We start from the raw sequence: 22,664 nt of genomic DNA on the forward strand, positions 1-22,664 counted from the left end.
AAGTAGATGGGGAAAATTCGCAAACTCGATGACCAACTCTCTAACTTAATTGCAGCAGGGGAAGTAGTCGAACGCCCTGCTTCAGTTGTAAAAGAACTTGTCGAAAATTCCATCGATGCGAATAGTACATCTATTGAAATCCACTTAGAAGAAGCTGGATTATCGAAAATTCGCATCATTGATAATGGAGATGGCATTGTTGAGGAAGATTGTATTGTTGCCTTTGAACGACATGCAACAAGCAAAATTAAAGATGAAAATGATCTGTTTCGTATCAGAACGCTTGGCTTCCGCGGTGAGGCATTGCCAAGTATCGCATCTGTTAGTGAATTAGAGTTAATCACAAGCACAGGAGATGCACCAGGTACACATCTTATTATTAAAGGTGGAGACATTATAAAGCAGGAAAAAACAGCGAGCCGTAAAGGGACAGATATTACGGTTCAAAACCTGTTTTTTAACACACCAGCGCGCCTTAAATATATGAAGACAATTCATACAGAGCTTGGGAATATTACAGACATTGTATATCGTATTGCGATGTCCCATCCAGAAGTATCTTTGAAATTGTTTCATAATGAGAAGAAGCTGCTACACACTTCTGGGAATGGTGATGTAAGACAAGTACTTGCAGCCATTTACAGTATTCAAGTTGCGAAAAAATTGATTCCAATTGAAGCAGAATCATTAGATTTTACGATTCGTGGTTATGTAACGCTACCTGAAGTAACGAGAGCATCTCGTAACTATATGTCAACGATTGTAAATGGTCGTTACGTTCGGAATTATGTATTAATGAAAGCTATTCAGCAAGGGTATCACACATTGCTTCCAGTTGGCCGCTATCCAATTGGTTTCTTATCAATCGAGATGGACCCAATGTTAGTAGATGTTAACGTTCATCCAGCTAAGTTAGAAGTGCGCTTCAGTAAAGAACAGGAGTTACTGCAACTCATTGAAAAAACATTGCAAGACGCGTTTAAAAAAGTGCAGCTCATTCCAGATGCTGGTGTTACAACGAAGAAAAAAGAAAAAGATGAAAGTGTACAAGAGCAATTTCATTTTGAACATACAAAACCAAAAGAACCACCAATGCCTAATATCGTCTTACCAACTGGGATGGATGAGAAGCAAGAAGTAAGTACAATAAAACAAACGCCAGCGCCGCAACTTTGGCAACAGCCGAAGCAAGAATGGCAGCCACCACAATCACTTGTAAGAGAAGAAAGTTGGCAACCAACTTCTAAATCGCTAATTGAAGAAAAGGCTCAAGAAGAACAAGAATGGGATAGCAGTGAAGAAGACTTTGAATTAGAGGAATTAGAAGAAGAGATTCAAGAGATCGAAGAGATTAAAATGAACGGAAACGATTTACCACCGCTTTATCCAATTGGACAAATGCACGGAACTTATATTTTCGCTCAAAATGATAAAGGGTTATATATGATTGACCAACATGCGGCGCAAGAGCGAATCAATTATGAATATTTCCGTGATAAAGTAGGTCAAGTTGGGCAAGAAGTACAGGAGTTACTTGTACCATATCGTATTGATTTATCCCTTACTGAATTCCTACGTGTCGAAGAACAATTAGAAGAATTGAAAAAGGTAGGATTGTTCCTAGAGCAATTCGGCCACCAATCCTTTATTGTTCGTTCGCATCCAACGTGGTTCCCGAAAGGTCAGGAAACAGAAATCATAGACGAAATGATGCAGCAGGTCGTAAAGCTAAAAAAAGTTGATATAAAAAAACTGCGTGAAGAAGCAGCCATTATGATGAGCTGTAAAGCATCGATTAAAGCAAATCAATATTTAACGAACGATCAAATTTTTGCTTTGCTAGAAGAATTGCGCACAACAACAAATCCTTACACATGTCCACATGGTAGACCGATCCTTGTACATCATTCGACGTATGAACTGGAAAAGATGTTTAAACGGGTGATGTAGGATAGGTGTGTTGAGGGAAATTACCTTTATTGCAATGAAAATAAGTAGTGAATAGGAAAGATGGAATGGACATGCAATAATAGATTTTTTTGTCTGTTATTTCGAGGGAATATTAGGTGAAGAAAAAGAAGTGATAAAATAAATCGCTTCTTTTTTGTTTGTTGCGATATTTATTTTTACAATAAGGGTACTATTGATAGGAAGATGATGTATAGGAAGTATGTGTGAAGCTCATCTATACATTCATAAACGGTTTTAAAGGAAAATAAATAACCTGAGTCCGATATTGTATCAGGCTCAGGTTATTTAGAGATGTGTTTTTCCATTAAAGGCTTCTGTCTACAAACTGTATTTCCCGCTGCAATTTTATAAATGAACGGTACATTCCAATTCTCCAAGAGACGATCATCGCAAAAGCGAGTAAGAAGAACATACCGCTTAATTGTCCTAAATCAATTGATTGACTTAAATATTCTTTCATACCGAGGCGGACAGCTAGTAAACCGACTAAAATAAAGATAAATGCTTTAGAAGGTATTAAATAGATGTCTTGTCCGCGAATTTCAAATTTTGATGTTTTAATAAGAAAAATAGAGAAAAATAAACCAACAATAACTGCTTCGAGAATTTCAGATGATGTTAAGCGAAATTCTGGTAAGAAGTACATGCATGCTCCCGTACTCATAAAAATTGGAGGGAGTACAATTTTTTTAAGTGTTACAGGTTTCTTTGCTGATTTTAAGCGAAGAAACATCATTCCAACAGCCATACACAGAGCAATGATACTTGATAAAACAGCTAAGCTCATGTTTGACCTCCTTTTATCCTTTGAACGATTTTTTTAATAGAATCATAAACCAAACGAGAGCGGCACCAATGATCGTATGAGACATTCCCGCAATATGACTTAACCCTTTAAAATCAGCCCCATTGAGTTGAAGGAGTCCGCGGGCCGCCATTGAACCAACTGTTAAAACTAATCCTAAATTATAGAGGATAAACCAGATGTTAAAACTTTTTTCTTTATAGAATGCAAATGATTTTGATAGGGCAAAGGCGAGTAAGAAGAATAAAAATCCAAGAACTAGCACATGTGTGTGCAACTTGTATAACGATGTAGTACCTTGAATTCCTTGCGCTTTTGAATATTCTCTCGCAAATACACCTGATAATAAACCGATAATTAAATAAGTGAATGCTGCATTATATAACTTTTTCATCATATACCTCCTAGGTAGCATTAGCAATGTTTATTTTTGGATAGTAGGCTGCGATTATTAGTGGTTTGTCATTCCGTATATAAGGCCAGAAATATATGGGATTAGCCAAATGAACCAGACGATAATACTTAGCTTGTGGAATGTTGTCATCATATTTGTATCTTTTTTGATTAACACAATTGTTGCCCAAACAGCATGGAATAACATCAGTAAAATGGCTGCTAGACCTGTGATTCCGTGGAAACTGAATAGGGATCCTGCTTCTGCCATCTTTTCCATTAAAGTCGTTCCGAGTGTATCACATACGAGTCCGAGCCAAAAAATGACGACATGCCAAGGTTTTAATGTCTTTTGGAATTTTTCACTCCATACGCCAATTGTATAAAAAATGAGTGCAGCTGTAATACATGTAATAGCAGATGCCAACACGTTCATCATTCCTTTCTAACTGCCATGTTCCTTATATAAAATATGTTACATGAGAATTATGAATAGAATATGAACGCAATATTACATATGAAGTTTGTTGAATTATTATATTGGGATTCAATTGTGATGTAAACAAAAAATTAAAATGTGCTGTTAATGAAAAAAACTTTCTTATTTCCTATTTGACTAGGGATAAGAAAGTTTTTTAGACTACTGTTATTGTACATGTTTTCTTACACTTCGTTTTCTCGTAGTAATTTTCCATCGCGAAGTGTTAAAATTCGATCACATACATCAAGCATTTTTTCATCGTGTGTAATCATAATCGCTGCTTTTTTATTTTTCTTAACTTCATCTTTCATTCGTTCAACTACTTCTCTAGCACGTTTTGAGTCAAGACTAGCAGTAGGTTCATCAGCTAAAATTAAATCTGGATTATTCATAAATGCACGAGCAATGGCTACCCGCTGTTTTTCCCCACCTGAAAGTTGGTTTGGATAATGATTCATTCGATGTGATAATCCAAAAGTGTTCAGTAATTGTTCTGCCAATTTACCAGCTTCTTTTTTATCTTCTCCCTTTAACTTAGCGATATATAAGAGTTGCTCTTTCACTGTTAAGAAAGGTACGAGGTTTGCAAATTGAAATATAAATCCAATTTTTCTTAAACGAATATCGGTCATTTCTTTTTCTGATAAACTTGTTATGTTTTGACCAGAAACATAGATATTTCCTTTTGAAGGAGATAAAAGTGCCCCTGCAATGGAAAGCAATGTACTTTTTCCTGAACCAGATGGACCAACAATACCGATAAATTCGCCTTCTTTTACATCTAATGTAATTGGGTGCAGAGCAGTTACTTCTGTATCTCCAGCGCCATATACTTTACTTACTTGATCCAACTTTAATAATGACGATGAGTTATCCCATTTTAATTCTGTTACCATTACATGCCACCTCCGATTGCTTCTAATGCATCTACTTTCAATACTTGATATAGAGAAATTAGTGTACCCAGTATACTAATTAAGATAAAGACACCTATATATTGCAAGATTGTTGTTGTTGTTAATAAGAACGGCATACTAGCTGGTAGAATAGCTTCTACAGCAAAGATTAGGCCAATGCCGATGATAAGAGCAACGCCAGTTAAGAATATAGATTGTACAACTAAAGTTTTTGCTAAATATGAGTTTTTTGTTCCGATTGCTTTTAATACACCTAATTGATGTGTTTTTTGTAATGTAATGACATAGAAGAAAACACCAATTAACAATGCTGAAATTACAAGTAAAAACCCAATAATCATCGTTAATGTTCCTTGTTCTTCTTTATAACCTGGAATACTTTGTAATACTTCTTTTTTATCAATAACTTTTGCATTATCGATTTTTTTATCAGTATTTAGAGCAATTACACTGTAATCTTTTTGATGTGGAAGTGCAATAGCATCCCATGCATTTTCATTCATATGAACAACAGGTGAATGACTAAACATTTGATTTTGCGAGAATCCGACAACTTTGAAAGTCTTTTTAGAAATAGGTTCTACTAGCTCATCTCCAAGTTTGATCCCTTTTTGCTTGATAGATTCATCAACAACAACTTCATTGTTTTCTAACGTACCGTTTTTTCCTTCAATAACTTTTGGGGCAATGAATGAATCTTGTTTACTTGAGAAAATGGCAACATCAACTTTATTTGAGTTTCCTTCTTTTTCAAATGTCGCCACTTTAATATGCATCGGAACAGCATCTTTTGCATCAACCTGTGCTAATACTTTATCTACATCTTCTTTCTTGATTTGGGAGCGTAATAATTTACCATCTACATCATCTGATACTATAAACTTGTCTGCTTTCATTTCGATAAAAGAAGAAGCATTAGCATGTGATAAACCATTTGCTAGACCTGATATAATAAGTACAAGAAATGATAATAACATCATGATTGTACCAATTAATCCGTATCGTAATTTCGATTGTTTTAATTCTTTAAGTGCTAAAAACATTAGGTTCGTTCCTCCTTGTTTTGTTCTATGTTCTTATCATAAAGAGGAAATATGAACGGAATATGAACAACAGGTTACAAAAGAAGAGTCTACAATTTATATATAAATACAAACTGAAGTAACGACATCCCCCCCTGTTTTTAGGTGAGCAAGAGCATCTGGCCACGCATAGAAGCGGTCAGAGAGAAAGCTTTTTATTCTACATAGCAACGACTTATATGTTGAAATAATTAAAATGGATTTATATAGTTCCTTCTTGTTGTTTCGGAAGGTAAATAGAGAAGGTCGTTCCTTTTCCAAGCTCACTATCAACGGTTATTGCTCCTTCATGAAGGTCAATCACTTTTTTTACAATAGAAAGACCTAATCCGCTGCCATTTACTTTTCTATTTCGGGCAGTATCAACTTTATGAAATCGATCAAATATTTTTTTTACTTCATTCTCGGGTATACCAATACCCATATCAGTAATCGAAATATGCCATTCTGTGTCTAGCTCTTCCGCTTCAAATGAAATTGTCCCAGCACTTTCTGTAAATTTAATACTATTGGTAAACAAGTTGGTCCATACTTGATAGAGCAAGTTTTCATCTCCGTAAATTTGCATGTTAGGAACATTCATTTCAACTGCAAGATCTTTTGTTCTCCATTCCCACTCAAGCATAAAAATAATATCCCTTATTTGCTTTCCTAGATTAAAAGGCTGTTTAAGTAAAGTAAGATCTTGTTTATCAAGTGAAGCTAGCATTAATAATTGTTTGCATAAACTGGACAATCGGCGACTTTCTGATTCAATGATTTCTAAGTAATGTTTCTGTTCCGCTACCGTTAAATCATTTGTTTGTAATGTCTTGGAAAATCCCTGAATAGATGAGAGGGGAGACTGAAATTCATGTGAAACATTCGAAACAAATTCTTGTCGCATCCGATCTACATTCTGCAATTTTTGGGCCATCTTGCGAAAGCTAGTTGCAAGTGTACCAAGTTCGTCTTTGCGATTTTCTGGTAGTGCTAAATCATAGTTACCACATGCAACCTCTTTTGTCGCATGTGTAAATCTTTGAATAGGGCGAACGACAAAGCGTGTAGCTACCGCAATACAAATTAGACTAATTATAATAATCAGCCCTAATAAAACAGCATAGAAAATACGTAATTCTCCAAATTGATGTTGAATATCCGGACGAATAAATAGCGCATAACCCTTACCATTGTTTTCAATAGGAATCCCAATACTATTTAAAAGTGTATTATCAAAAAAGCCAGTAGCAAATAAACGATTCGGGTACGTTGCAATTCCATTGTATATATTTCCTTTTAATACATGTTCAAGTGTCTCTTCGCTAATATTCATTTTCTTAAAATTATCACTGTACCGCTTGCCTTGTTTTTTATCGTCTACTAAGTAGACTTCAAAGCCAAGGTTAGAAATAGACTGTAAATAATCATCTTTATTTTGTTCTGTATTTTTCTCATATAAATATTTTACTTCTTGTGCATATTTTAAAATTTTCTCGCTGTTATATGGCTTTAAATAAACATGATAATATACATTTGTAAGTAAAAATGCCAATATACTACTAACCAGCATAATAAAAACTGATATGATAACAAATCTAGAATATAACGAGCGCATATTTTTTCACCTCTAATTTATCGTTCTATTTTTTGAAAGTAAGTCCTCCGTATCAAGATTTTGAGAAAACACAGAAGATAGGAGGGAGTTGACTGCTGGCATGTGACTGAACAGTAGGGGATAAGGGGAAAAATCCAACTGATGGAAGTTTCACTTTATAAAAATGATGGCTACAAATGATATAAGAGATTGAAAAATCCAACAAAGTCAAAAATGTAATAAGTATAAGTGTTCCTCCTTTCACTTTTGTAGAATAAGAAATGTTTATGAACAGAAGATGAACATGTTATTACAATTAAGTTTTTTAGTTCATTTATAATGTGAATGATATGATTTTTTGGGGGTTGTAGTTTTGTTTTAAATTACCAATATAGTTATTATTTTCTAATAATTTGTATATAATAATTTTTCAAAAAATAATTGTATTTCTCAGAAAGATAAATTATTATAAAATAAGTAATTTTGTAATTTTATGATGAAAGGAAGATGGATTTATTTTTCTGATTATTGCGAATGATCGAAGGGGAGTAAAAGGATTTTAGGGGCAGCTTTTCAGAGAGAGAAAAAAAGTGACGCTTGCTTATTATTTTTTACTTAATAGGAATTGTAGTATTGTATCTCGCTTATGAATAGTGGATGAGGAGGAAATGGAGTGGCAAATAAAGAACTAAAAAGGGGATTAGAAGCGCGTCACATTCAAATGATTGCCTTGGGTGGCACAATTGGTGTTGGTTTATTTATGGGGTCGGCCAGCACGATTCAATGGACAGGCCCATCAGTAATGCTTGCTTATGCGATTGCTGGAATTTTTATATTTTTTATTATGCGTGCGATGGGAGAAATGTTGTATGTAGAGCCGGGAACAGGTTCATTTGCGACATTTGGCCATAAGTATATACATCCATTAGCAGGGTATATGACGGCGTGGAGTAACTGGTTTCAGTGGGTAATTGTTGGAATGTCAGAAATTATAGCGGTTGGGGCATATATGCAGTACTGGTTCCCAGATCTACCTGCTTGGGTGCCAGGTATCATCACAATGGTGATTCTTGGTGCGGCGAATTTAATTTCTGTTAAATCATTTGGTGAGTTTGAATTTTGGTTTGCAATGATTAAAATCGTTACCATTATGTTAATGATTATTGCAGGGTTTGGACTTATTTTCTTCGGATTGGGTAACGGAGGGAATGCAATTGGGTTATCTAATCTTTGGGAAAATGGCGGCTTCTTTACAGGTGGCTGGTCAGGATTCTTCTTTGCTTTATCACTAGTGGTTGGGGCTTATCAAGGTGTCGAATTAATTGGGATTACAGCTGGCGAAGCAAAAGATCCGAAAAAAACGTTAACAAAAGCAATTCAAAGTACGATTTGGCGTATTTTAATCTTCTATATTGGTGCAATTTTTGTTATTGTAACTGTTTATCCTTGGGATCAACTAAATTCAATTGGTAGCCCGTTTGTGGCAACTTTTGCGAAAGTTGGGATTACAGCAGCAGCTGGACTAATTAACTTTGTCGTAATCACAGCTGCAATGTCTGGCTGTAACAGTGGTATTTACAGTGCAGGACGTATGCTTTATACATTAGGGGTGAATGGACAAGCGCCAAAATACTTTGCGAAAATTTCTCGTAACGGTGTACCTTTATTTGGTACGGTTGGTGTGTTAATTGGTTTAGCAGTTGGCGTTGTTTTAAGTTATATTGCACCAAAAAACTTATTCGTGTATGTATACAGCGCGAGTGTACTTCCTGGTATGGTTCCGTGGTTTGTCATCCTGATTAGTCAAATTCGATTCAGAAAAGCAAAAGGAGCTGAAATGGAAAATCATCCGTTCAAAATGCCTTTTGCGCCTGTTACAAATTATTTAACGATTGCCTTTTTAATTATGGTATTAATCGGTATGTGGTTCAATGAAGATACACGAATTTCACTTATTGTAGGTATCGTTTTCCTAGCAATCGTTGTCATTAGTTTTTATGCTTTTGGAATAGGAAAACGTGTTCCAGTTGATGTTCAGACAGAGAATGAAGTTATTAACCGTTAATTCGCGTCGTTTGGTAAGCATTGCTCTTATTAATGACATTAAAAATTTTTGATATAGGAATAAAAGGTTAAATGTATTTGAGAGCTCATATCAAGCAAACAACCGATGAGAAAGACTCATTAGGTTGTTTGCTTTTTTGTATTGTTTTTTTAATTTTTTTAGTGATAGTAATTACTGAGAAATACCAGTTTTCACTTGTAAAGTGGATGAGCAAAAAATTGTAGAAGTGGATGGTCCTTCTTGAATAAACATCCCTTATTATAATAGAGAAAGGTAGTATGCTTTAAGGTTCTTAGTTATGTTCTCATCCAAAAATATAAAATTTTTTAAGTTGAACGGTTCGATTTTCTGTTCAAATAGACTGGTTTTAGAGGAGAGAAAGCCAATGGAATTTGCAATTTCATTAGTTATTATTATTGTAATTGTATCACTTTTAGGAACGATGTTAGTTGCAAGAAACGCGGAAGATCATTACGGTCAGTCCACGAAGCAGAATGTGACGAACTTGTCTGCTATTTATATCGTCCTAGTTTTAAGTCTTCTCATAGGAGTTAAGTGGTATGCGGTTACTGTTTTGTAGTCTTTCAATTTTCGATAAGTGGTAGCCTAAATGAAATGGAATGTGTATTTTTACAAAGATTGAGAGCCATCATTCTTTAACCTAAAGAAGCTCGATTCCTATAATAGTGGGCATTCAATTTGTATATATGTATAGTTACCACTATTCACATTGTAGAATGAGTAAATATATTCATAGTTGGGAATGAACGGGGAAAACTATGCTAAATTCAAACAGGGAAATACTTAGTGTATAACTCAAAAAGGTTAACATCTTAATTCTAATTCAATCGATAATAAGACTGCTGATAAGGGAGGGAATTAGAACGAACAGTAATCTCGCAGGTTAATTAATAATATGTAATTTTCTATATTGTAATATCGTCATTTCGTTTTTAACCATCGATAAAAATTCCATATGAAGAACAGGAAAAGCATATAACCAAACAAGGAATACGAATGATGCCAGTTCTTACTATGGGTGAATAATCCTACATTTTCAGCAATCTGCTCTGATATATTTGCGCAAACACCTATTGAAACAATAAATAGAATTCTTGAAAATGGAGATAATTTCTTTGCTATGAGCAAGAATAAAGCAGTAAAGGCTGGCAATATCAATAATGTAAAAGCTACATTAATTGTAAATGTATTTGGAAATGGCCTGACTGGGAATGTGTACATTTGTTTGCTAACAAATAGAAAGTCTAAATATGTTCCGATGAAACAAGAAAGAATTATCGTAATTACAAACGGTAGATAATTACTTTTCAGTTTCTTCATCTCGGAGAAGGATGTTTTTTTTCGTAAGAATTGCAAGTTCAATTTTTTCAAGTGTTTTGCAATAGTTATCCTCGATCTTTCCATTTATATTTTCTCCCTTTTCAATGAAATAGTCTACGATATGCCAATCTTCAAACCAGTCTCCTTTCTCGGCATCTTCATGATCTAAATCTTTCCATGCATATATTAATTGAGGACTGTATAAACGCTTTGCACCTTTTCTGAGCTGACATTTTTTTGTTCTTCGTTTATAAAATTCCCGAGAAAATGATTCATTTACATCAGAAAATAAATGGGGCCAGTAGTCTTTTCGTGAAGCAGTATGTGGATGATCATGAGCCCAATTTATTACTTTTGATAAGGTTTTCTCATTACGAAACAATAATGAGTACAAACGTTTGCCTAGTAAAATCCGTTCATGTAAGGAGGTGAAGTGCTTCATTGTATCACCAAATAGCGATGTTTTTTGTTTGGTCTCATCCTCATAGTATGGAAAAAGGATATGATTAAAATGGAAGAAATCAAAGAGTTGAAAGCCAACGCTATTTAGTACGGTCTTTTTAAAGTGGTCATTTTGAATGACTCTTTTTTCTAAATAGCTTTGTTCGTTAATAATCATTGCTATAGTTAATGTATAGCGATTGTCCGTTTTCCAAAAATGGTTCCACATCGTTTCCATAAACGTTGAGACATTGAGATAGGGAAGAAGGTAAAAGAGAGTTTTAGATCTATTGAGACTTTGTTCATATAGTAAAAATTGTGGATACACATCTTGGAAGATTAACCAGTTTCCCCGCTCTAAAAAAGAGAAATAGGTAAGTTGATCTTTTTCCGATAATAGTTTTGTGTATAAATCTCCTTTTAAATCTGTCATATTCCAACCACCATTACGCGATACCATATGTCCAAGGAGAGCCCAGTGTATCTCAGGATGGTGAAGGTAAAACTGATAATAAGCGCGTGTTCTCGTCACATTATTTTTGTTTAGTTGTGTTGTTCGCTCTTTAATTTCACGAATTAGTATTTTCTCTTCTTTTGTTAATTTACATGTTTTAATAGGAATTTGTTTGAGTTTACTTTTTTTCTTCAGCTCATTTTTTACTTCTAAAAGAGAAAGTGGGATTGCTTTGGCTTTGGAAGGACCGTTCCATTTTCTTTCTCGATCGTTTTTATACATACCAGTTCCTCCCATTAACATGGATTTAAAAAGTAGTTTGATAGAATGGTTATTACTATTTTATTACGCAAAGTATAAATTAATGTGTAGTACTCTGTATTTCAAGTAATTTGCATTTTATATATTCGCTTATCTTCGTACTAATGGGGGATGTAATGAACATTGAATTCACTTATATTAAAAATAAGAATGTAAAGAGATTTTATAGGGAGAGAAAAGTATGAAGAACTGGGTCAAGTTTAGAATTGCGCGGCCGACAGATAAATTTGAAGAAGTTATTGCATTTTATGAAGAAGGTTTAGGTTTAAAACGTATCGGTGAGTTTCATAATCATGAAGGATATGATGGGGTTATGTTTGGATTACCTGATTTAGAATATCATTTAGAATTTACGAGGCATATAAATGGCAGCCCATGTCTAGCTCCAACAAAAGACAATTTACTTGTATTCTATATACCGGATAAAGGTGAAATTGAAAAAGTAAATAATAGGTTACGTGCAATGGGGCACTATGAAGTTGAACCAGAAAATCCATACTGGAAAGAAAAGGGGATTACGATAGAAGATCCTGATGGATGGAGAATTGTACTTATGCATATAGAGAAATAAAAGTAGTTGTTTGTTCCAAGTTTCCGTTAATAATAATCTAAATATAATAGGAGTCTACTTTGATGGTATTGTTTTCAAAATAGACTCTTACATTTTTATGCTTTAACTAAGGAAGAGCATGTGTTTTTCAATGGAGACAACATACGAAATGTGACAGAAATAATAATTTAGTTACAGTCAAAAACTTTAAAATATTTTGTCTTGAGGATTATAATAAAGAGAGATTTATGAAAAAGGAGTGAAATAAGTTGAGACAAGAGCTTATAGAAAGATTTACTAGATATGTGAAGATAGATACACAATCGAATGAAGAAAGTCATACAGTACCATCAACACCGGGGCAAATTGAGTTTGGGAAATTACTAGTTGAAGAATTAAAACAAATTGGTTTGACGGAAGTAACGATGGATGAAAACGGTTATGTTATGGCAACACTTCCAGCTAATACAGATAAAAATGTTCCTGTAATTGGTTTTTTAGCTCATTTAGATACAGCAACTGATTTTACAGGGAAGAATGTGAAACCACAAATTCATGAGAATTTTGATGGTAAGGCAATCACATTGAATAAGGAATTGAATGTTATTTTAAATCCAGAACAATTTCCAGAATTACCATCATATAAAGGTCACACTTTAATTACGACCGATGGAACAACGCTTCTTGGTGCTGATGATAAAGCTGGCCTTACAGAAATTATGACTGCTATGAATTATTTATTACATAACCCACAAGTTAAACATGGAAAGATTAGAGTGGCATTTACGCCTGATGAAGAAATCGGTCGTGGACCATCTCACTTTGATGTGAAGGCTTTTGGAGCATCTTTCGCTTATACAATGGACGGAGGTCCACTTGGAGGATTGGAGTATGAGAGCTTCAATGCTGCAGGTGCAAAACTTATTTTTAAAGGAAATAATACGCACCCTGGAACGGCAAAAAATAAAATGCTCAATGCAAGTAAGTTAGCGATGGAGTTTCATGCGCAGTTACCAGTAGAAGAAGCACCAGAATATACAGAGGGATATGAAGGTTTCTATCATCTCATTTCTGTAAATGGTGATGTGGAGCAAAGTAAATCTCATTACATCATTCGAGATTTTGAACGTGAAAACTTTGAGGCTCGTAAAGAAAAAATTACGAATATTACGAAGCAGATGCAAGAGAAGTATGGTGAGGAAAATATTATTCTTGAGATGAATGATCAGTACTATAATATGCTTGAGAAAATTGAACCGGTCAGAGAAATTGTTGATATTGCGTATGAGGCGATGAAAAAACTTGATATTGAACCAAATATTCAACCAATTCGTGGGGGAACGGATGGATCACAATTATCATATATGGGCTTGCCAACCCCAAACATTTTTACTGGTGGTGAAAACTATCACGGTAAATTTGAATACGTTTCTGTAGAGAATATGGAAAAGGCTGTTCAGGTTATTATAGAAATAGCACGATTATTTGAAGAGCAGGCATAAAAAGAAATCCGGGTAATAGGAGCTACCCGGATTTCTTCCGTTTGTCACTTCTCAATTGTGAGTTTTTGGTATATTGATGATGTACTTGTCTATATGTGGAATACATAAGGTATTTTAAGGAAAGGGAGTTTCGTTATAAATAAGAATAAATTTCATCTATAATATGAACCTATCTATTGTTGTGCTGAAAAATTTAATACAGGACTCGCCATAAATAAAAGGTTGCATAGGATTCCCAATTTTTCCATGCTGAAGCATACTCTTTTATTTCGTCTTTTGTTGGTTTTTGATCTGATTCTGTTAAAAGTTTAATCACATTTTGTAGGCCAACATCATCAATTGGAAAAGCAGACGGGAATCTTAGACAACGCATTAAAACATAATTTGCTGTCCATGGTCCAATACCACGTATGTTGAGTAATGTTCTCTCAGCATTTTTTAGGTCGCTTTTTATGAACAATTCTTTACTTAGGGAACCTTGTGTCATGAGTTTTGCGACACCAATAAGATATTCACATTTTCTGAGGGTTATTTTTAATTCTGTTAGATCTTCTACTGCTAGGTTGGCGATAACCTCTTGTGTTGGAAATATCCAATATTTACGTCCATCCCATTCGATATATTCGCCGAAGGATTCAACAAAGCGTCTTTTTAATGTATAGGCAAACCCAAGATTGATTTGTTGACCAAGAATCCCCTAACAGAGTGCCTCAAATAAATCAGGAATTCCCATATTACGAAGCCCATAATATTCGTTGATTGGTTTAGACAGAAGTACATCATTTTCTGCTAAATCATAAAATGGGATTAAATCTGTATCTAAATCAAACCATTCTCTTACATACCTCGCCACTGCAGCACGAACCCATTTTTCAGGTGGTATCCCATCGCCTAAAAAGCGAACATGGATGTTTCCCTCATCATTTACACTTATTTCGATTAACGGGTTTTCTCCCTCAATCGGAACAACTCTATAAATTTTGTTATTTTCAATGTGAAACATACATTCATTTTTGGAGCGTGAAAGATAGTGCAAATTTTGTTCAAAGCTAAATTCTTTTGGAACAATTACTGTTATGCTTTCCTCATCGTCTTGCCATGCTCTATATGGAAGCCCAGGACAACAATTTCTACAAGGCAGATAACCAGTTTGTTCAGCTTCTTTTCTAAATTTAAATTTGCGATTGTTTCTTGGGGACGGTTTTTGTTCGCACCAAGGGAAACAGTAGTTTTTTATTGTTTCGTTGCCTATAAAATAAGGGGCATCCCATTCAAGAGGAATTGTAACATTCTTCATTTTCAACCACCTACAATAATATTTTTTCTAAGGTTAACAATTCTTTTTTCATTGCTAATCCACCTCTAAAGCCAGATAGTTTCCCATTCTTTCCAATCACACGATGGCAAGGGATTGTAATAAGTAAAGGATTGACTCCAATTGCGGTGCCTACAGCGCGTACTGATTTTGGTTTTTGAATAAGCTCTGCAATATCTGAGTAGGAATAGGTTTTTCCATAAGGAATTTCACGTAATGTATTCCAAACAGCTAATTGGAAAGGTGTTCCGTGAATATCAATGGGACATGTAAATACTTCACGTTTTTTGTCTAGGTACTCTGTTAGTTCTTGTATATATGGTTGTAGCTTTAAGGTGTCTTGAATGAGAGTATGTTTCGGAAACCGTTTTTTCGTCCAAGTTGTTAACTCTTCCAAAGTTTGATGCTGAGACCCTACAAAGCATAGTCCAGTTGATGTTGCGGCAATATACATATGCCAGTTTTCATGAATAAATAACGTCCAATATATAGTTTGTTTGGTTTTAGATGCCATGTTATTTTACCTCGTTTATATGATTAATGTTTCGAAATTCAGTAGGGGTATACCCCGTTTTCTTTTTAAATAATGTTGCAAAATGTGCAGTATTGGGTATGCCCACAGCAAAACTTATTTCTATAATGGTTTGATTTGTATTTGTAAGATACTGCATAGCTTCGGAAATCCTTATTTGTTGTATATATTCTAATGGGCTAATACCTTTGATTCGCTTAAAAGTACGCTGTAAATGATAGGGACTGCCATGACACATATCTGCTAGTATTTCGAGGGTTAATGGTTCATGATAATTTTTATTAATGTAATCTATAATTTGTGTCACCCAATCTTCATCCGGTAACTTCATTCCATTTGGCCTACAGCGTTTACATGGACGGAATTTTTCGGATAATGCTTGCTGTGCATTGAGAAAAATTCGTACATTGTTTTTATTTGGTATTCTAGATTTGCATGATGGTCGGCAAAAAACCCCTGTCGTTTTGACAGCATAAAGAAACTTGTTATCATAAGAAGAATCGTTGTGTACAATTGCTTGCCAACGTTCATCCGTCAAATTGTTTACGCTTGTTTCTAATTGTAATCTTTCATTTTGCATAGGAATCACCTCCGAAATTAGTATATCCTGAAAGAAGTACACATGTACGCATTTAAGAATGTAAGAGCAAGATTACAAAGATGAAAAAATGATAGTCTCTTTCGTTTGTGTTAGCATGTAAGCAGAAAATAAAAACATAGAACAAGTATGATAGCATGCAAAAGCAGCAAGAGGAGGAACAAAAAGTGAAATTTCTTTCGTGGAATGTAAATGGTTTACGAGCAGTTATTGCAAAAGGTGGTTTTATAGAATACTTAGAAGAAGTAGATGCAGATATTTTTTGTCTACAAGAGATTAAATTGCAGAGTGGACAAGTTGATTTAAATCCTGAAGGATATCACGTGTATTGGAACTATGCTATGAAAAAGGGATATTCAGGAACTGCTATTTTTACAAAAAAAGAACCGCTTTCTGTTACATATGGCTTAGGGATTGAAGAGCATGACCAAGAAGGAAGATTAATTACATTAGAATTTGAAGATTTTTATATGCTAACGCTCTATACGCCAAATGCCAAACGGGGATTGGAACGTCTAGATTATCGAATGAAATGGGAGGATGCTTTCTTATCATATATTAAGCGCTTAGATCAAAAGAAACCAGTTATTTTTTGTGGCGATTTGAACGTAGCACATAAAGAAATTGATTTGAAAAATCCAAAAACAAATCGGAAAAATCCGGGATTTTCAGATCAAGAAAGAGAAAAGTTTACCCGGATTCTTGATGAGGGGTTTATCGATACATATCGTTACTTATACCCTAATCAAGAAGGGGCATATTCATGGTGGTCTTATCGTATGAATGCAAGAACAAAAAACATTGGTTGGCGTTTAGATTATTTCGTTGTCTCTGAAAGATTAAAAAGTCAAATTGTTGAAGCGAAAATTAATACTGAAGTAATAGGATCAGATCATTGTCCTGTGGAATTGAATATGGAATTTTAGAAAAAGAGAGGTCGTGTCTATCTTGGATGAAGGATAGACACGACTTTTTATTTATTTTGTTAAAATTTTTCAAATCATTCTTGAAATAATTTGTTTATAACTATATAATCGATAATGATAATCGTTATCGATTAGTTAAGTGGTAAATAATATGTTATTAGGGGAAGTGAAATAAATGAGCTTTAATATTGAATAGATGGTTTTATGGGAAATACAGAGATTAATATAATAATTATTAAAATATTATATTTAAATAAAATAAATTAAGAGAGGGGATTTATTAGTATGAACAAGAAATTATTTACGCTAGGAATGGTTACAGTATTAAGCGTAGGTCTTGCAGCCTGTAACAGTGCAGATAAGAGTTCAGGAGAACAAAAGCAAGCATCAAAAGCGGCTGAAACGAAGAAAGATGAGAAACAAAAGATTACATACTTAGGTAAAGAATATACAGTACCTGCAAAAGTAAAGAATATTGTAACTGCTAGCTTAGAATCAATGGAAGATGCAGCGGTACTTGGTATTAAGCCAGTAGGGGCAATTACAGTAGGTGGAAAGTTACCTGAGTATTTAGCAAAAGATTTAGAGGGTGCAAAATCTGTTGGTGAGAAAATGCAACCCAATTTTGAAACATTACTTCAATTAAAACCAGATGTAATTACATCTAGTTCAAAATTTCCACCAGAGGCAGCTGAGAAATTCGCGAAGGTAGCCCCAACATTCCCAGTATCACATATTTCTACAAATTGGGAAGAAAACTTAAAGCTAATGGGAGAGTTATCAGGCAAAAAAGATAAAGCAGAAAAAATTATTAAGGATTATAAAGTAGATGCTACAAAAGCTAAAGAAAAAATAGGGGATAAATTAAAAGATAAAAAAGTTCTTGTAGTAAGGCTGAGAGCTGGTAGCCTATATCTTTATCCGGAAGGCGTATACTTCAATCCCGTTATTTATAAAGATTTGGGATTAACTGTTCCAGAACAAATTAAATCTGTAAAAGCACAAGAAGCGATTTCTTTAGAAAAATTCGCTGAAATCAATCCAGATTATATCTTCTTACAATTTGAAGGAAGCGAAAATAAAGATAATCCAAAAGCGTTAGAGGATTTACAAAGTAACCCGATTTGGAAAAGTATTACAGCCGTAAAAGATAAAAAAGTATTTGTAAATTCTGTTGATCCAATGGCACAAGGTGGTACTGCTTGGAGTAAAACAGCTTTCTTAAAAGCTGCGGAGAAAAATTTAGCTAATTAACTAGTAAGGTGCGTTGAATAATATGCGAAAAATAAATTCAGTACCAATGATTATTTTATTTTTAGCTCCCATATTGATTGTATTAACAATCTTATTATCTATTTTATATGGAGCGAAGAGTATTGATTTTACAACAGCTTGGAATGCATTGTTCCATTTTGATTCAGGAAATGTAAATCATAATATTATTGTTACTTCCCGTTTACCAAGGGTTGTGGGAGCCTTATTAGTAGGAGCATTTTTAGCCATATCAGGAGCACTTATGCAGGGGATGACAAGAAACTATCTTGCATCCCCTTCTATAATGGGAGTGACAGATGGATCGGCTTTTGTTATTACACTTTGCATGGTATTTCTTCCCGGAATGTCTTCGATAAATATGATTTTATGTTCTATGTTTGGATCAGCATTGGGAGCTGGAATGGTTTATGGTTTTGGCTCATTGCTTCGAAATGGATTATCTCCAGTTCGATTAGCGATTATAGGAACTGTAATTGGAACCTTTTTAAGTAGTATTTCAGTAGCAATTGCGTCTTATTTTCAGGTGTCTCAAAATATTAGCTCTTGGTATAATGCAAAATTGCATCAAATTGATCCTAATATACTAAAATTAGCTATTCCTTTTGGGATTGCTGGGATTATTATGGCGCTTTTTATTTCAAAGTCCATTACAATTCTTTCATTAGGTGAAGAGGTTTCTATCAATTTAGGACAACGGACAAAACTTATAAAAGCAGTAGCAATTCTTTCAGTTGTGTTTTTAACAGGCACTGCGGTTGCTTTAGTTGGGAGAATTGGTTTTGTTGGATTAATTATTCCTCATATTACCCGCTTTTTAATTGGAATGGACTATAGATGGGTAATTCCATGTGCTGGTGTAATAGGCGGGATCTTTTTAGCTGTATGTGATGTAATTAGTAGGTTTGTCAATTATCCATTCGAAACACCAATTGGAGTCGTTACCTCCCTAATCGGAATTCCTTTCTTCCTTTATTTAATTGGAAAGAGGGGAGGAGAGAAACATGCTTAGAGGTTCAACTCAGCGTTATATCATAACAATGAGCATTATTATTTTTTTTATTTTGAGCGTAATTTATATTAGTTTAACGAATGGAACATTTGATATTGCGATTACAGATGTAATTCGTACATTATTACGAATTAATCCAGCTCCGGAACACGATTTAGTTATATTTGATTTTAGACTTCCTAGAATTATAATTGCGGGATTAGTAGGATTAGGTCTCGGAATTGCTGGTGCTGTTTTGCAAGGTATTACACGAAATGGCCTGGCAGATCCAGGTATTTTAGGGATTAATGCAGGGGCAGGAACGGCGATAGTTATCTTTATGTTTTTCTTTCAAGGACAAGTAAAAGGTACAGATTGGATCTCGATTATGATGATGCCTTTGTTTGGTTTAGTTGGTGGTTTAGGAGCCGCTATATTCATCTATATGTTTTCTTGGAGAAATGGAAAGTTAGATTCCCAGCGTCTGTTGTTAACAGGAATTGCAATAGGTTCGGGTTTCGGAGCATTTTCTATGTATTTATCATTGAAAATGAAAGCAACTGACTTTGAAATGGCTACTGTGTGGGTTTCGGGAAGTATATATAATGCAAACTGGAAGTATATTATTGCTGTGTTGCCATGGCTCATTATCTTAATTCCAATTATCAAAAGAAAAGCGTATTTGCTTGACTTATTTCAATTGGAAGAGACGATTATAACAAGTTTAGGAGTTTCAGTAGAAAGAGAAAAATCGATTTTATTATTAAGCAGTATTGGATTAGTGAGTGCTTGTGTTTCTGTGTCAGGGAGCATTGGATTTATTGGTCTAATGGCACCACATATTGCGAAGCGTCTGGTCGGCATTCATCATAATCATGTAATTCCTGTATGTGGTGCAATTGGAATGCTACTCGTGATTGCTTCAGACTTTATTGCGAAAACGGTTTTCACACCAGCTGAGTTACCGGTTGGGATTGTAATTTCAATTATTGGTGTACCATATTTCCTATATCTGTTATACAAATCAAAGGCGTAAGAGGAGTGATAGAAAGTGAATGTTCTAAGCGCTGAAAACCTAGAAATAAGCTATGGGAAATTCACAGTTTTTCGTGATTTGAATGTAGAAATACAAAAAAGAAAATTCACTACAATTATTGGTCCGAATGGTTTTGGGAAGTCGACATTATTACAAACGAAGTGTTAAAAAATGTATTTCAAATTGATGTACGCGTTATGATAGAACCATATAATGGAGCTCCTGTATGTTTCGGTTATGATAGCGTGTTCCAAGAAGAAAATGCCGAAATATATAACGAGTTAAAATGATCAAAGCGGGGGAATCACATGAATACTAGTATTGAAAAAAAAGATGTTACTATTTCAAATACAGAGCAATGGAAGATGGATTCGAAAACAGGGACTCGTGAATATCAAATTTATATTTCAAAGCCGAAGCAACCAGCTCCTGCCTCCGGATACCCTGTTATTTACGTATTAGATGGTAATGCATTTTTCCAAACGTTCCAAGAGGCTATTAAGATTCAATCAGTAAGAGCGGAAAAAACTGGAGTTGCACCATCGATTATTGTTGGCATTGGTTATCCGATAGAAGGAAGTTTTGCAGCCTCTGAAAGATGCTACGATTTTACTCCTTCTTCACCTTCAGTAGATGCACCACCGAAACCTGATGGGAAACCATGGCCTAAATCAGGAGGAGGGAATGAATTTTTAGAATTCATTCAAGATGAATTGAAGCCGCAAATTGAAAAGTATTTTGAGATTGATAGAGAAAGACAAACAATATTTGGACATTCACTCGGTGGACTATTTGCTTTACATGTATTGTTTACAAATACAAATGCCTTTCAAAATTATTTCATAAGTAGTCCATCTATTTGGTGGAATAACCAATCTGTTCTTGAGAGGGAAGCGGAATTTATAAACAAATTAAAAAGAGCAAGCACGGAAGTAGGAGTCTTTCTTACAGTAGGAGCATTAGAAAGAGATCATATGGTTCGAGATGCTAATGCATTATCAGAGCGTTTACTGAATTTGCAACATAATAAATTTCGATTCGTATTTTATGAAGCCGAGGGAGAGAATCATGCATCGGTAGTGCCAACCGCTTTAAGTAAAGCGCTGAGATTTGTGAGTAATATACTCTGATCATTGTTTTTAATGAATCGCTTGAAAATTTGATTTGGTTAGTCTGTATGTATATTTTACGCTATAAGTGTTATACTCCGATTAGATGTTATTACATATAGATTGAAATCGAATGGGATTGTTATAGAAATCTATTTGTTAATACGATAGAAACTTTAAGAAGGTGATCAAATGAATCATAATGAAAATGAGGCAGCTACTACTCATAGATCGGATAAAGAAAAAGAACAAATTATGAATCGGTTAAAGAGAATTGAAGGGCAAGTACGTGGTATCCAAAATATGATTGAGAATGATCGTTATTGTGTTGATATTTTAGTACAGATTTCAGCTATTAATGCAGCAATGAAGAAGGTTGGCATGGGTATTCTAAAAAATCATACAAATCATTGTGTTTCTAATGCTATTAAAGATGGTAATGGGGATGAAGCAATTGAAGAGTTAATGAAAGTTTTTGAACGATTTTCAAAAGCATGATAGAACAAGCTGGTATTGGATCTAGCTTGTTTTTTATTTTTTGATCGATATGAATTTGAGAATTTGAAGAATCAATATACCAAACAAGCTTTTTGTAGCCGGGTTAATTTTATCAAATAGAGAGTATAAACGAAGAATATAACAATTTAAACATAAAAAAGCCTTCTCATAAATGAACTGCACCCCAATTGTTAGACATAGTCTAACAATTGGAGGTGCAGTTTTTTTATGACAAAATTTACGAAGGATTCAAGGTTAAAGCTCGTTCAAGGATTTAATCCAAAAACAATTTCTCAAGCAAAATATGCAAAACAGATGCATATTACAAAGGCGCAATTTCAATACTGGTTGCGCTTATACGAACTCCATGGAGAAGAAGGTTTACACGAGGTCTATACAAATTACACCGTAGAGTTTAACCTAAACGTACTAAATTTTATGGCTCAATCGGGTATATCGTTAATGGATACAGCGGCTATATTCATGAT

Annotated in this window: 22 protein-coding genes and 3 pseudogenes; 14 read left to right on the plus strand and 11 right to left on the minus strand. The window is 34.4% G+C overall.

Translation table 11 applies throughout. From position 1 onward, the window contains the following. Positions 1-6: 6 nt before the first annotated feature. Complete coding sequence (gene mutL / locus M014_RS0103055; RefSeq protein WP_026590394.1) at positions 7-1,950, plus strand: DNA mismatch repair endonuclease MutL; 1,944 nt, start codon at positions 7-9, stop codon at positions 1,948-1,950. Positions 1,951-2,275: 325 nt separating this feature from the next. On the opposite strand, the gene M014_RS0103060 is transcribed toward mutL, so the two are convergent. The 6 genes from M014_RS0103060 to M014_RS0103085 all read right to left on the minus strand — a co-directional run bounded on the left by M014_RS0103060 (position 2,276) and on the right by M014_RS0103085 (position 7,246). Continuing rightward, positions 2,276-2,758 (minus strand): CcdC family protein, encoded by a 483-nt coding sequence (locus M014_RS0103060; protein WP_026590395.1) that lies wholly within the window; start codon positions 2,756-2,758, stop codon positions 2,276-2,278. A gap of 13 nt (positions 2,759-2,771) precedes the next feature. Then, positions 2,772-3,170: a DUF2871 domain-containing protein gene (locus M014_RS0103065; protein WP_026590396.1), complete on the minus strand. Its 399-nt coding sequence runs from the start codon at positions 3,168-3,170 to the stop codon at positions 2,772-2,774. A 57-nt stretch (positions 3,171-3,227) separates the two neighbouring features. Then, complete coding sequence (locus tag M014_RS0103070; protein WP_026590397.1) at positions 3,228-3,599, minus strand: HsmA family protein; 372 nt, start codon at positions 3,597-3,599, stop codon at positions 3,228-3,230. A 233-nt stretch (positions 3,600-3,832) separates the two neighbouring features. Continuing rightward, positions 3,833-4,546 (minus strand): ABC transporter ATP-binding protein, encoded by a 714-nt coding sequence (locus tag M014_RS0103075; RefSeq protein ID WP_026590398.1) that lies wholly within the window; start codon positions 4,544-4,546, stop codon positions 3,833-3,835. Next, entirely contained in the window at positions 4,546-5,610 is a 1,065-nt protein-coding gene (locus M014_RS0103080; RefSeq protein ID WP_026590399.1) for an ABC transporter permease, read from the minus strand. Before M014_RS0103080 ends, M014_RS0103075 begins: the two co-directional genes overlap by 1 nt. Before the next feature lie 241 nt (positions 5,611-5,851). Then, positions 5,852-7,246, minus strand: a complete 1,395-nt coding sequence (locus tag M014_RS0103085; RefSeq protein ID WP_026590400.1) for a sensor histidine kinase — start codon at positions 7,244-7,246, stop codon at positions 5,852-5,854. A gap of 652 nt (positions 7,247-7,898) precedes the next feature. Here M014_RS0103085 and M014_RS0103090 point away from each other — a divergent pair. Together M014_RS0103090 and M014_RS0103095 are read left to right on the plus strand one after the other, a co-directional pair. Further along, positions 7,899-9,290 carry an amino acid permease gene (locus M014_RS0103090; RefSeq protein WP_026590401.1) on the plus strand — a complete coding sequence of 464 codons (1,392 nt, stop codon included), beginning with the start codon at positions 7,899-7,901 and terminating at the stop codon, positions 9,288-9,290. A 385-nt stretch (positions 9,291-9,675) separates the two neighbouring features. Beyond that, on the plus strand, positions 9,676-9,870 hold the full coding sequence (locus M014_RS0103095) for a hypothetical protein (RefSeq protein WP_026590402.1): 195 nt from the start codon (positions 9,676-9,678) through the stop codon (positions 9,868-9,870). A gap of 362 nt (positions 9,871-10,232) precedes the next feature. On the opposite strand, the gene M014_RS29870 is transcribed toward M014_RS0103095, so the two are convergent. Both M014_RS29870 and M014_RS0103105 read right to left on the minus strand, forming a co-directional pair. After that, complete coding sequence (locus tag M014_RS29870; RefSeq protein WP_231503890.1) at positions 10,233-10,715, minus strand: CBO0543 family protein; 483 nt, start codon at positions 10,713-10,715, stop codon at positions 10,233-10,235. Continuing rightward, positions 10,612-11,808 (minus strand): DUF2515 domain-containing protein, encoded by a 1,197-nt coding sequence (locus M014_RS0103105; RefSeq protein WP_026590403.1) that lies wholly within the window; start codon positions 11,806-11,808, stop codon positions 10,612-10,614. The genes M014_RS29870 and M014_RS0103105 overlap by 104 nt, the downstream gene beginning before the upstream one ends. A gap of 220 nt (positions 11,809-12,028) precedes the next feature. On the opposite strand from M014_RS0103105, the gene M014_RS0103110 reads away from it, so the two are divergent. Beyond that, a complete protein-coding gene (locus M014_RS0103110; RefSeq protein ID WP_026590404.1) occupies positions 12,029-12,418 on the plus strand; it encodes a VOC family protein in 390 nt (129 codons plus the stop codon). Positions 12,419-12,666: 248 nt separating this feature from the next. After that, positions 12,667-13,899, plus strand: coding sequence for a peptidase T (gene pepT, locus M014_RS0103115; protein ID WP_026590405.1), 1,233 nt, complete (start codon positions 12,667-12,669; stop codon positions 13,897-13,899). 193 nt (positions 13,900-14,092) lie between these two features. Here pepT and M014_RS26345 read toward each other — a convergent pair. From M014_RS26345 to M014_RS0103130, 3 genes and pseudogenes are all read right to left on the minus strand, one after another. Then, positions 14,093-15,196: pseudogene (locus tag M014_RS26345) on the minus strand (DNA glycosylase). A 10-nt stretch (positions 15,197-15,206) separates the two neighbouring features. Beyond that, positions 15,207-15,728: a methylated-DNA--[protein]-cysteine S-methyltransferase gene (locus M014_RS0103125; RefSeq protein WP_026590406.1), complete on the minus strand. Its 522-nt coding sequence runs from the start codon at positions 15,726-15,728 to the stop codon at positions 15,207-15,209. Position 15,729: 1 nt separating this feature from the next. Then, on the minus strand, positions 15,730-16,326 hold the full coding sequence (locus M014_RS0103130; protein ID WP_026590407.1) for a bifunctional transcriptional activator/DNA repair enzyme AdaA: 597 nt from the start codon (positions 16,324-16,326) through the stop codon (positions 15,730-15,732). 185 nt (positions 16,327-16,511) lie between these two features. Between M014_RS0103130 and M014_RS0103135 the strand changes: the two genes are divergently transcribed. The 9 genes and pseudogenes from M014_RS0103135 to M014_RS0103175 all read left to right on the plus strand — a co-directional run. Beyond that, complete coding sequence (locus tag M014_RS0103135) at positions 16,512-17,270, plus strand: exodeoxyribonuclease III (RefSeq protein ID WP_026590408.1); 759 nt, start codon at positions 16,512-16,514, stop codon at positions 17,268-17,270. 285 nt (positions 17,271-17,555) lie between these two features. Then, positions 17,556-18,524, plus strand: coding sequence for an iron-hydroxamate ABC transporter substrate-binding protein (locus M014_RS0103140; RefSeq protein ID WP_026590409.1), 969 nt, complete (start codon positions 17,556-17,558; stop codon positions 18,522-18,524). Between the two features lie 22 nt (positions 18,525-18,546). Beyond that, positions 18,547-19,554 (plus strand): FecCD family ABC transporter permease, encoded by a 1,008-nt coding sequence (locus M014_RS0103145; protein ID WP_026590410.1) that lies wholly within the window; start codon positions 18,547-18,549, stop codon positions 19,552-19,554. Next, the gene (locus tag M014_RS0103150) at positions 19,547-20,569 is read left to right on the plus strand and encodes a FecCD family ABC transporter permease (RefSeq protein WP_026590411.1); all 1,023 of its coding nucleotides are present in this window, start codon (positions 19,547-19,549) and stop codon (positions 20,567-20,569) included. Before M014_RS0103145 ends, M014_RS0103150 begins: the two co-directional genes overlap by 8 nt. Positions 20,570-20,584: 15 nt before the next feature. Further along, positions 20,585-20,728: pseudogene (locus tag M014_RS27765) on the plus strand (ATP-binding cassette domain-containing protein); the annotation flags it as partial. Beyond that, positions 20,710-20,859: pseudogene (locus M014_RS30545) on the plus strand (ABC transporter ATP-binding protein); the annotation flags it as partial. The pseudogenes M014_RS27765 and M014_RS30545, both read left to right, overlap by 19 nt. Positions 20,860-20,877: 18 nt before the next feature. Beyond that, positions 20,878-21,699 (plus strand): alpha/beta hydrolase, encoded by an 822-nt coding sequence (locus M014_RS0103165; RefSeq protein WP_026590412.1) that lies wholly within the window; start codon positions 20,878-20,880, stop codon positions 21,697-21,699. 171 nt (positions 21,700-21,870) lie between these two features. Then, positions 21,871-22,176 (plus strand): metal-sensing transcriptional repressor, encoded by a 306-nt coding sequence (locus tag M014_RS0103170; RefSeq protein WP_026590413.1) that lies wholly within the window; start codon positions 21,871-21,873, stop codon positions 22,174-22,176. 228 nt (positions 22,177-22,404) lie between these two features. Continuing rightward, a partial coding sequence (locus M014_RS0103175) for a helix-turn-helix domain-containing protein (RefSeq protein ID WP_026590414.1) occupies positions 22,405-22,664 on the plus strand: 260 nt, incomplete at its 3' end.

It is taken from the genome of Bacillus sp. UNC437CL72CviS29, assembly GCF_000482345.1.
GTDB classification, from domain to species: domain Bacteria; phylum Bacillota; class Bacilli; order Bacillales; family Bacillaceae_G; genus Bacillus_A; species Bacillus_A arachidis.

What these genes read in the sequence shown, in the direction of transcription:
- M014_RS0103165 (WP_026590412.1), top strand. Translation starts at nt 20,878, where the DNA reads ATGAATACTAGTATTGAAAAAAAAGATGTTACTATTTCAAATACAGAG.
- M014_RS0103105 (WP_026590403.1), bottom strand. Translation starts at nt 11,808, where the DNA reads ATGTATAAAAACGATCGAGAAAGAAAATGGAACGGTCCTTCCAAAGCC.
- M014_RS0103150 (WP_026590411.1), top strand. Translation starts at nt 19,547, where the DNA reads ATGCTTAGAGGTTCAACTCAGCGTTATATCATAACAATGAGCATTATT.
- M014_RS29870 (WP_231503890.1), bottom strand. Translation starts at nt 10,715, where the DNA reads ATGGAAAGATCGAGGATAACTATTGCAAAACACTTGAAAAAATTGAAC.
- M014_RS0103075 (WP_026590398.1), bottom strand. Translation starts at nt 4,546, where the DNA reads ATGGTAACAGAATTAAAATGGGATAACTCATCGTCATTATTAAAGTTG.
- M014_RS0103140 (WP_026590409.1), top strand. Translation starts at nt 17,556, where the DNA reads ATGAACAAGAAATTATTTACGCTAGGAATGGTTACAGTATTAAGCGTA.
- M014_RS0103095 (WP_026590402.1), top strand. Translation starts at nt 9,676, where the DNA reads ATGGAATTTGCAATTTCATTAGTTATTATTATTGTAATTGTATCACTT.
- M014_RS0103130 (WP_026590407.1), bottom strand. Translation starts at nt 16,326, where the DNA reads ATGCAAAATGAAAGATTACAATTAGAAACAAGCGTAAACAATTTGACG.
- M014_RS0103170 (WP_026590413.1), top strand. Translation starts at nt 21,871, where the DNA reads ATGAATCATAATGAAAATGAGGCAGCTACTACTCATAGATCGGATAAA.
- M014_RS0103060 (WP_026590395.1), bottom strand. Translation starts at nt 2,758, where the DNA reads ATGAGCTTAGCTGTTTTATCAAGTATCATTGCTCTGTGTATGGCTGTT.
- M014_RS0103145 (WP_026590410.1), top strand. Translation starts at nt 18,547, where the DNA reads ATGCGAAAAATAAATTCAGTACCAATGATTATTTTATTTTTAGCTCCC.
- M014_RS0103110 (WP_026590404.1), top strand. Translation starts at nt 12,029, where the DNA reads ATGAAGAACTGGGTCAAGTTTAGAATTGCGCGGCCGACAGATAAATTT.
- M014_RS0103125 (WP_026590406.1), bottom strand. Translation starts at nt 15,728, where the DNA reads ATGGCATCTAAAACCAAACAAACTATATATTGGACGTTATTTATTCAT.
- M014_RS0103085 (WP_026590400.1), bottom strand. Translation starts at nt 7,246, where the DNA reads ATGCGCTCGTTATATTCTAGATTTGTTATCATATCAGTTTTTATTATG.
- M014_RS0103080 (WP_026590399.1), bottom strand. Translation starts at nt 5,610, where the DNA reads ATGTTTTTAGCACTTAAAGAATTAAAACAATCGAAATTACGATACGGA.
- M014_RS0103065 (WP_026590396.1), bottom strand. Translation starts at nt 3,170, where the DNA reads ATGAAAAAGTTATATAATGCAGCATTCACTTATTTAATTATCGGTTTA.
- mutL (WP_026590394.1), top strand. Translation starts at nt 7, where the DNA reads ATGGGGAAAATTCGCAAACTCGATGACCAACTCTCTAACTTAATTGCA.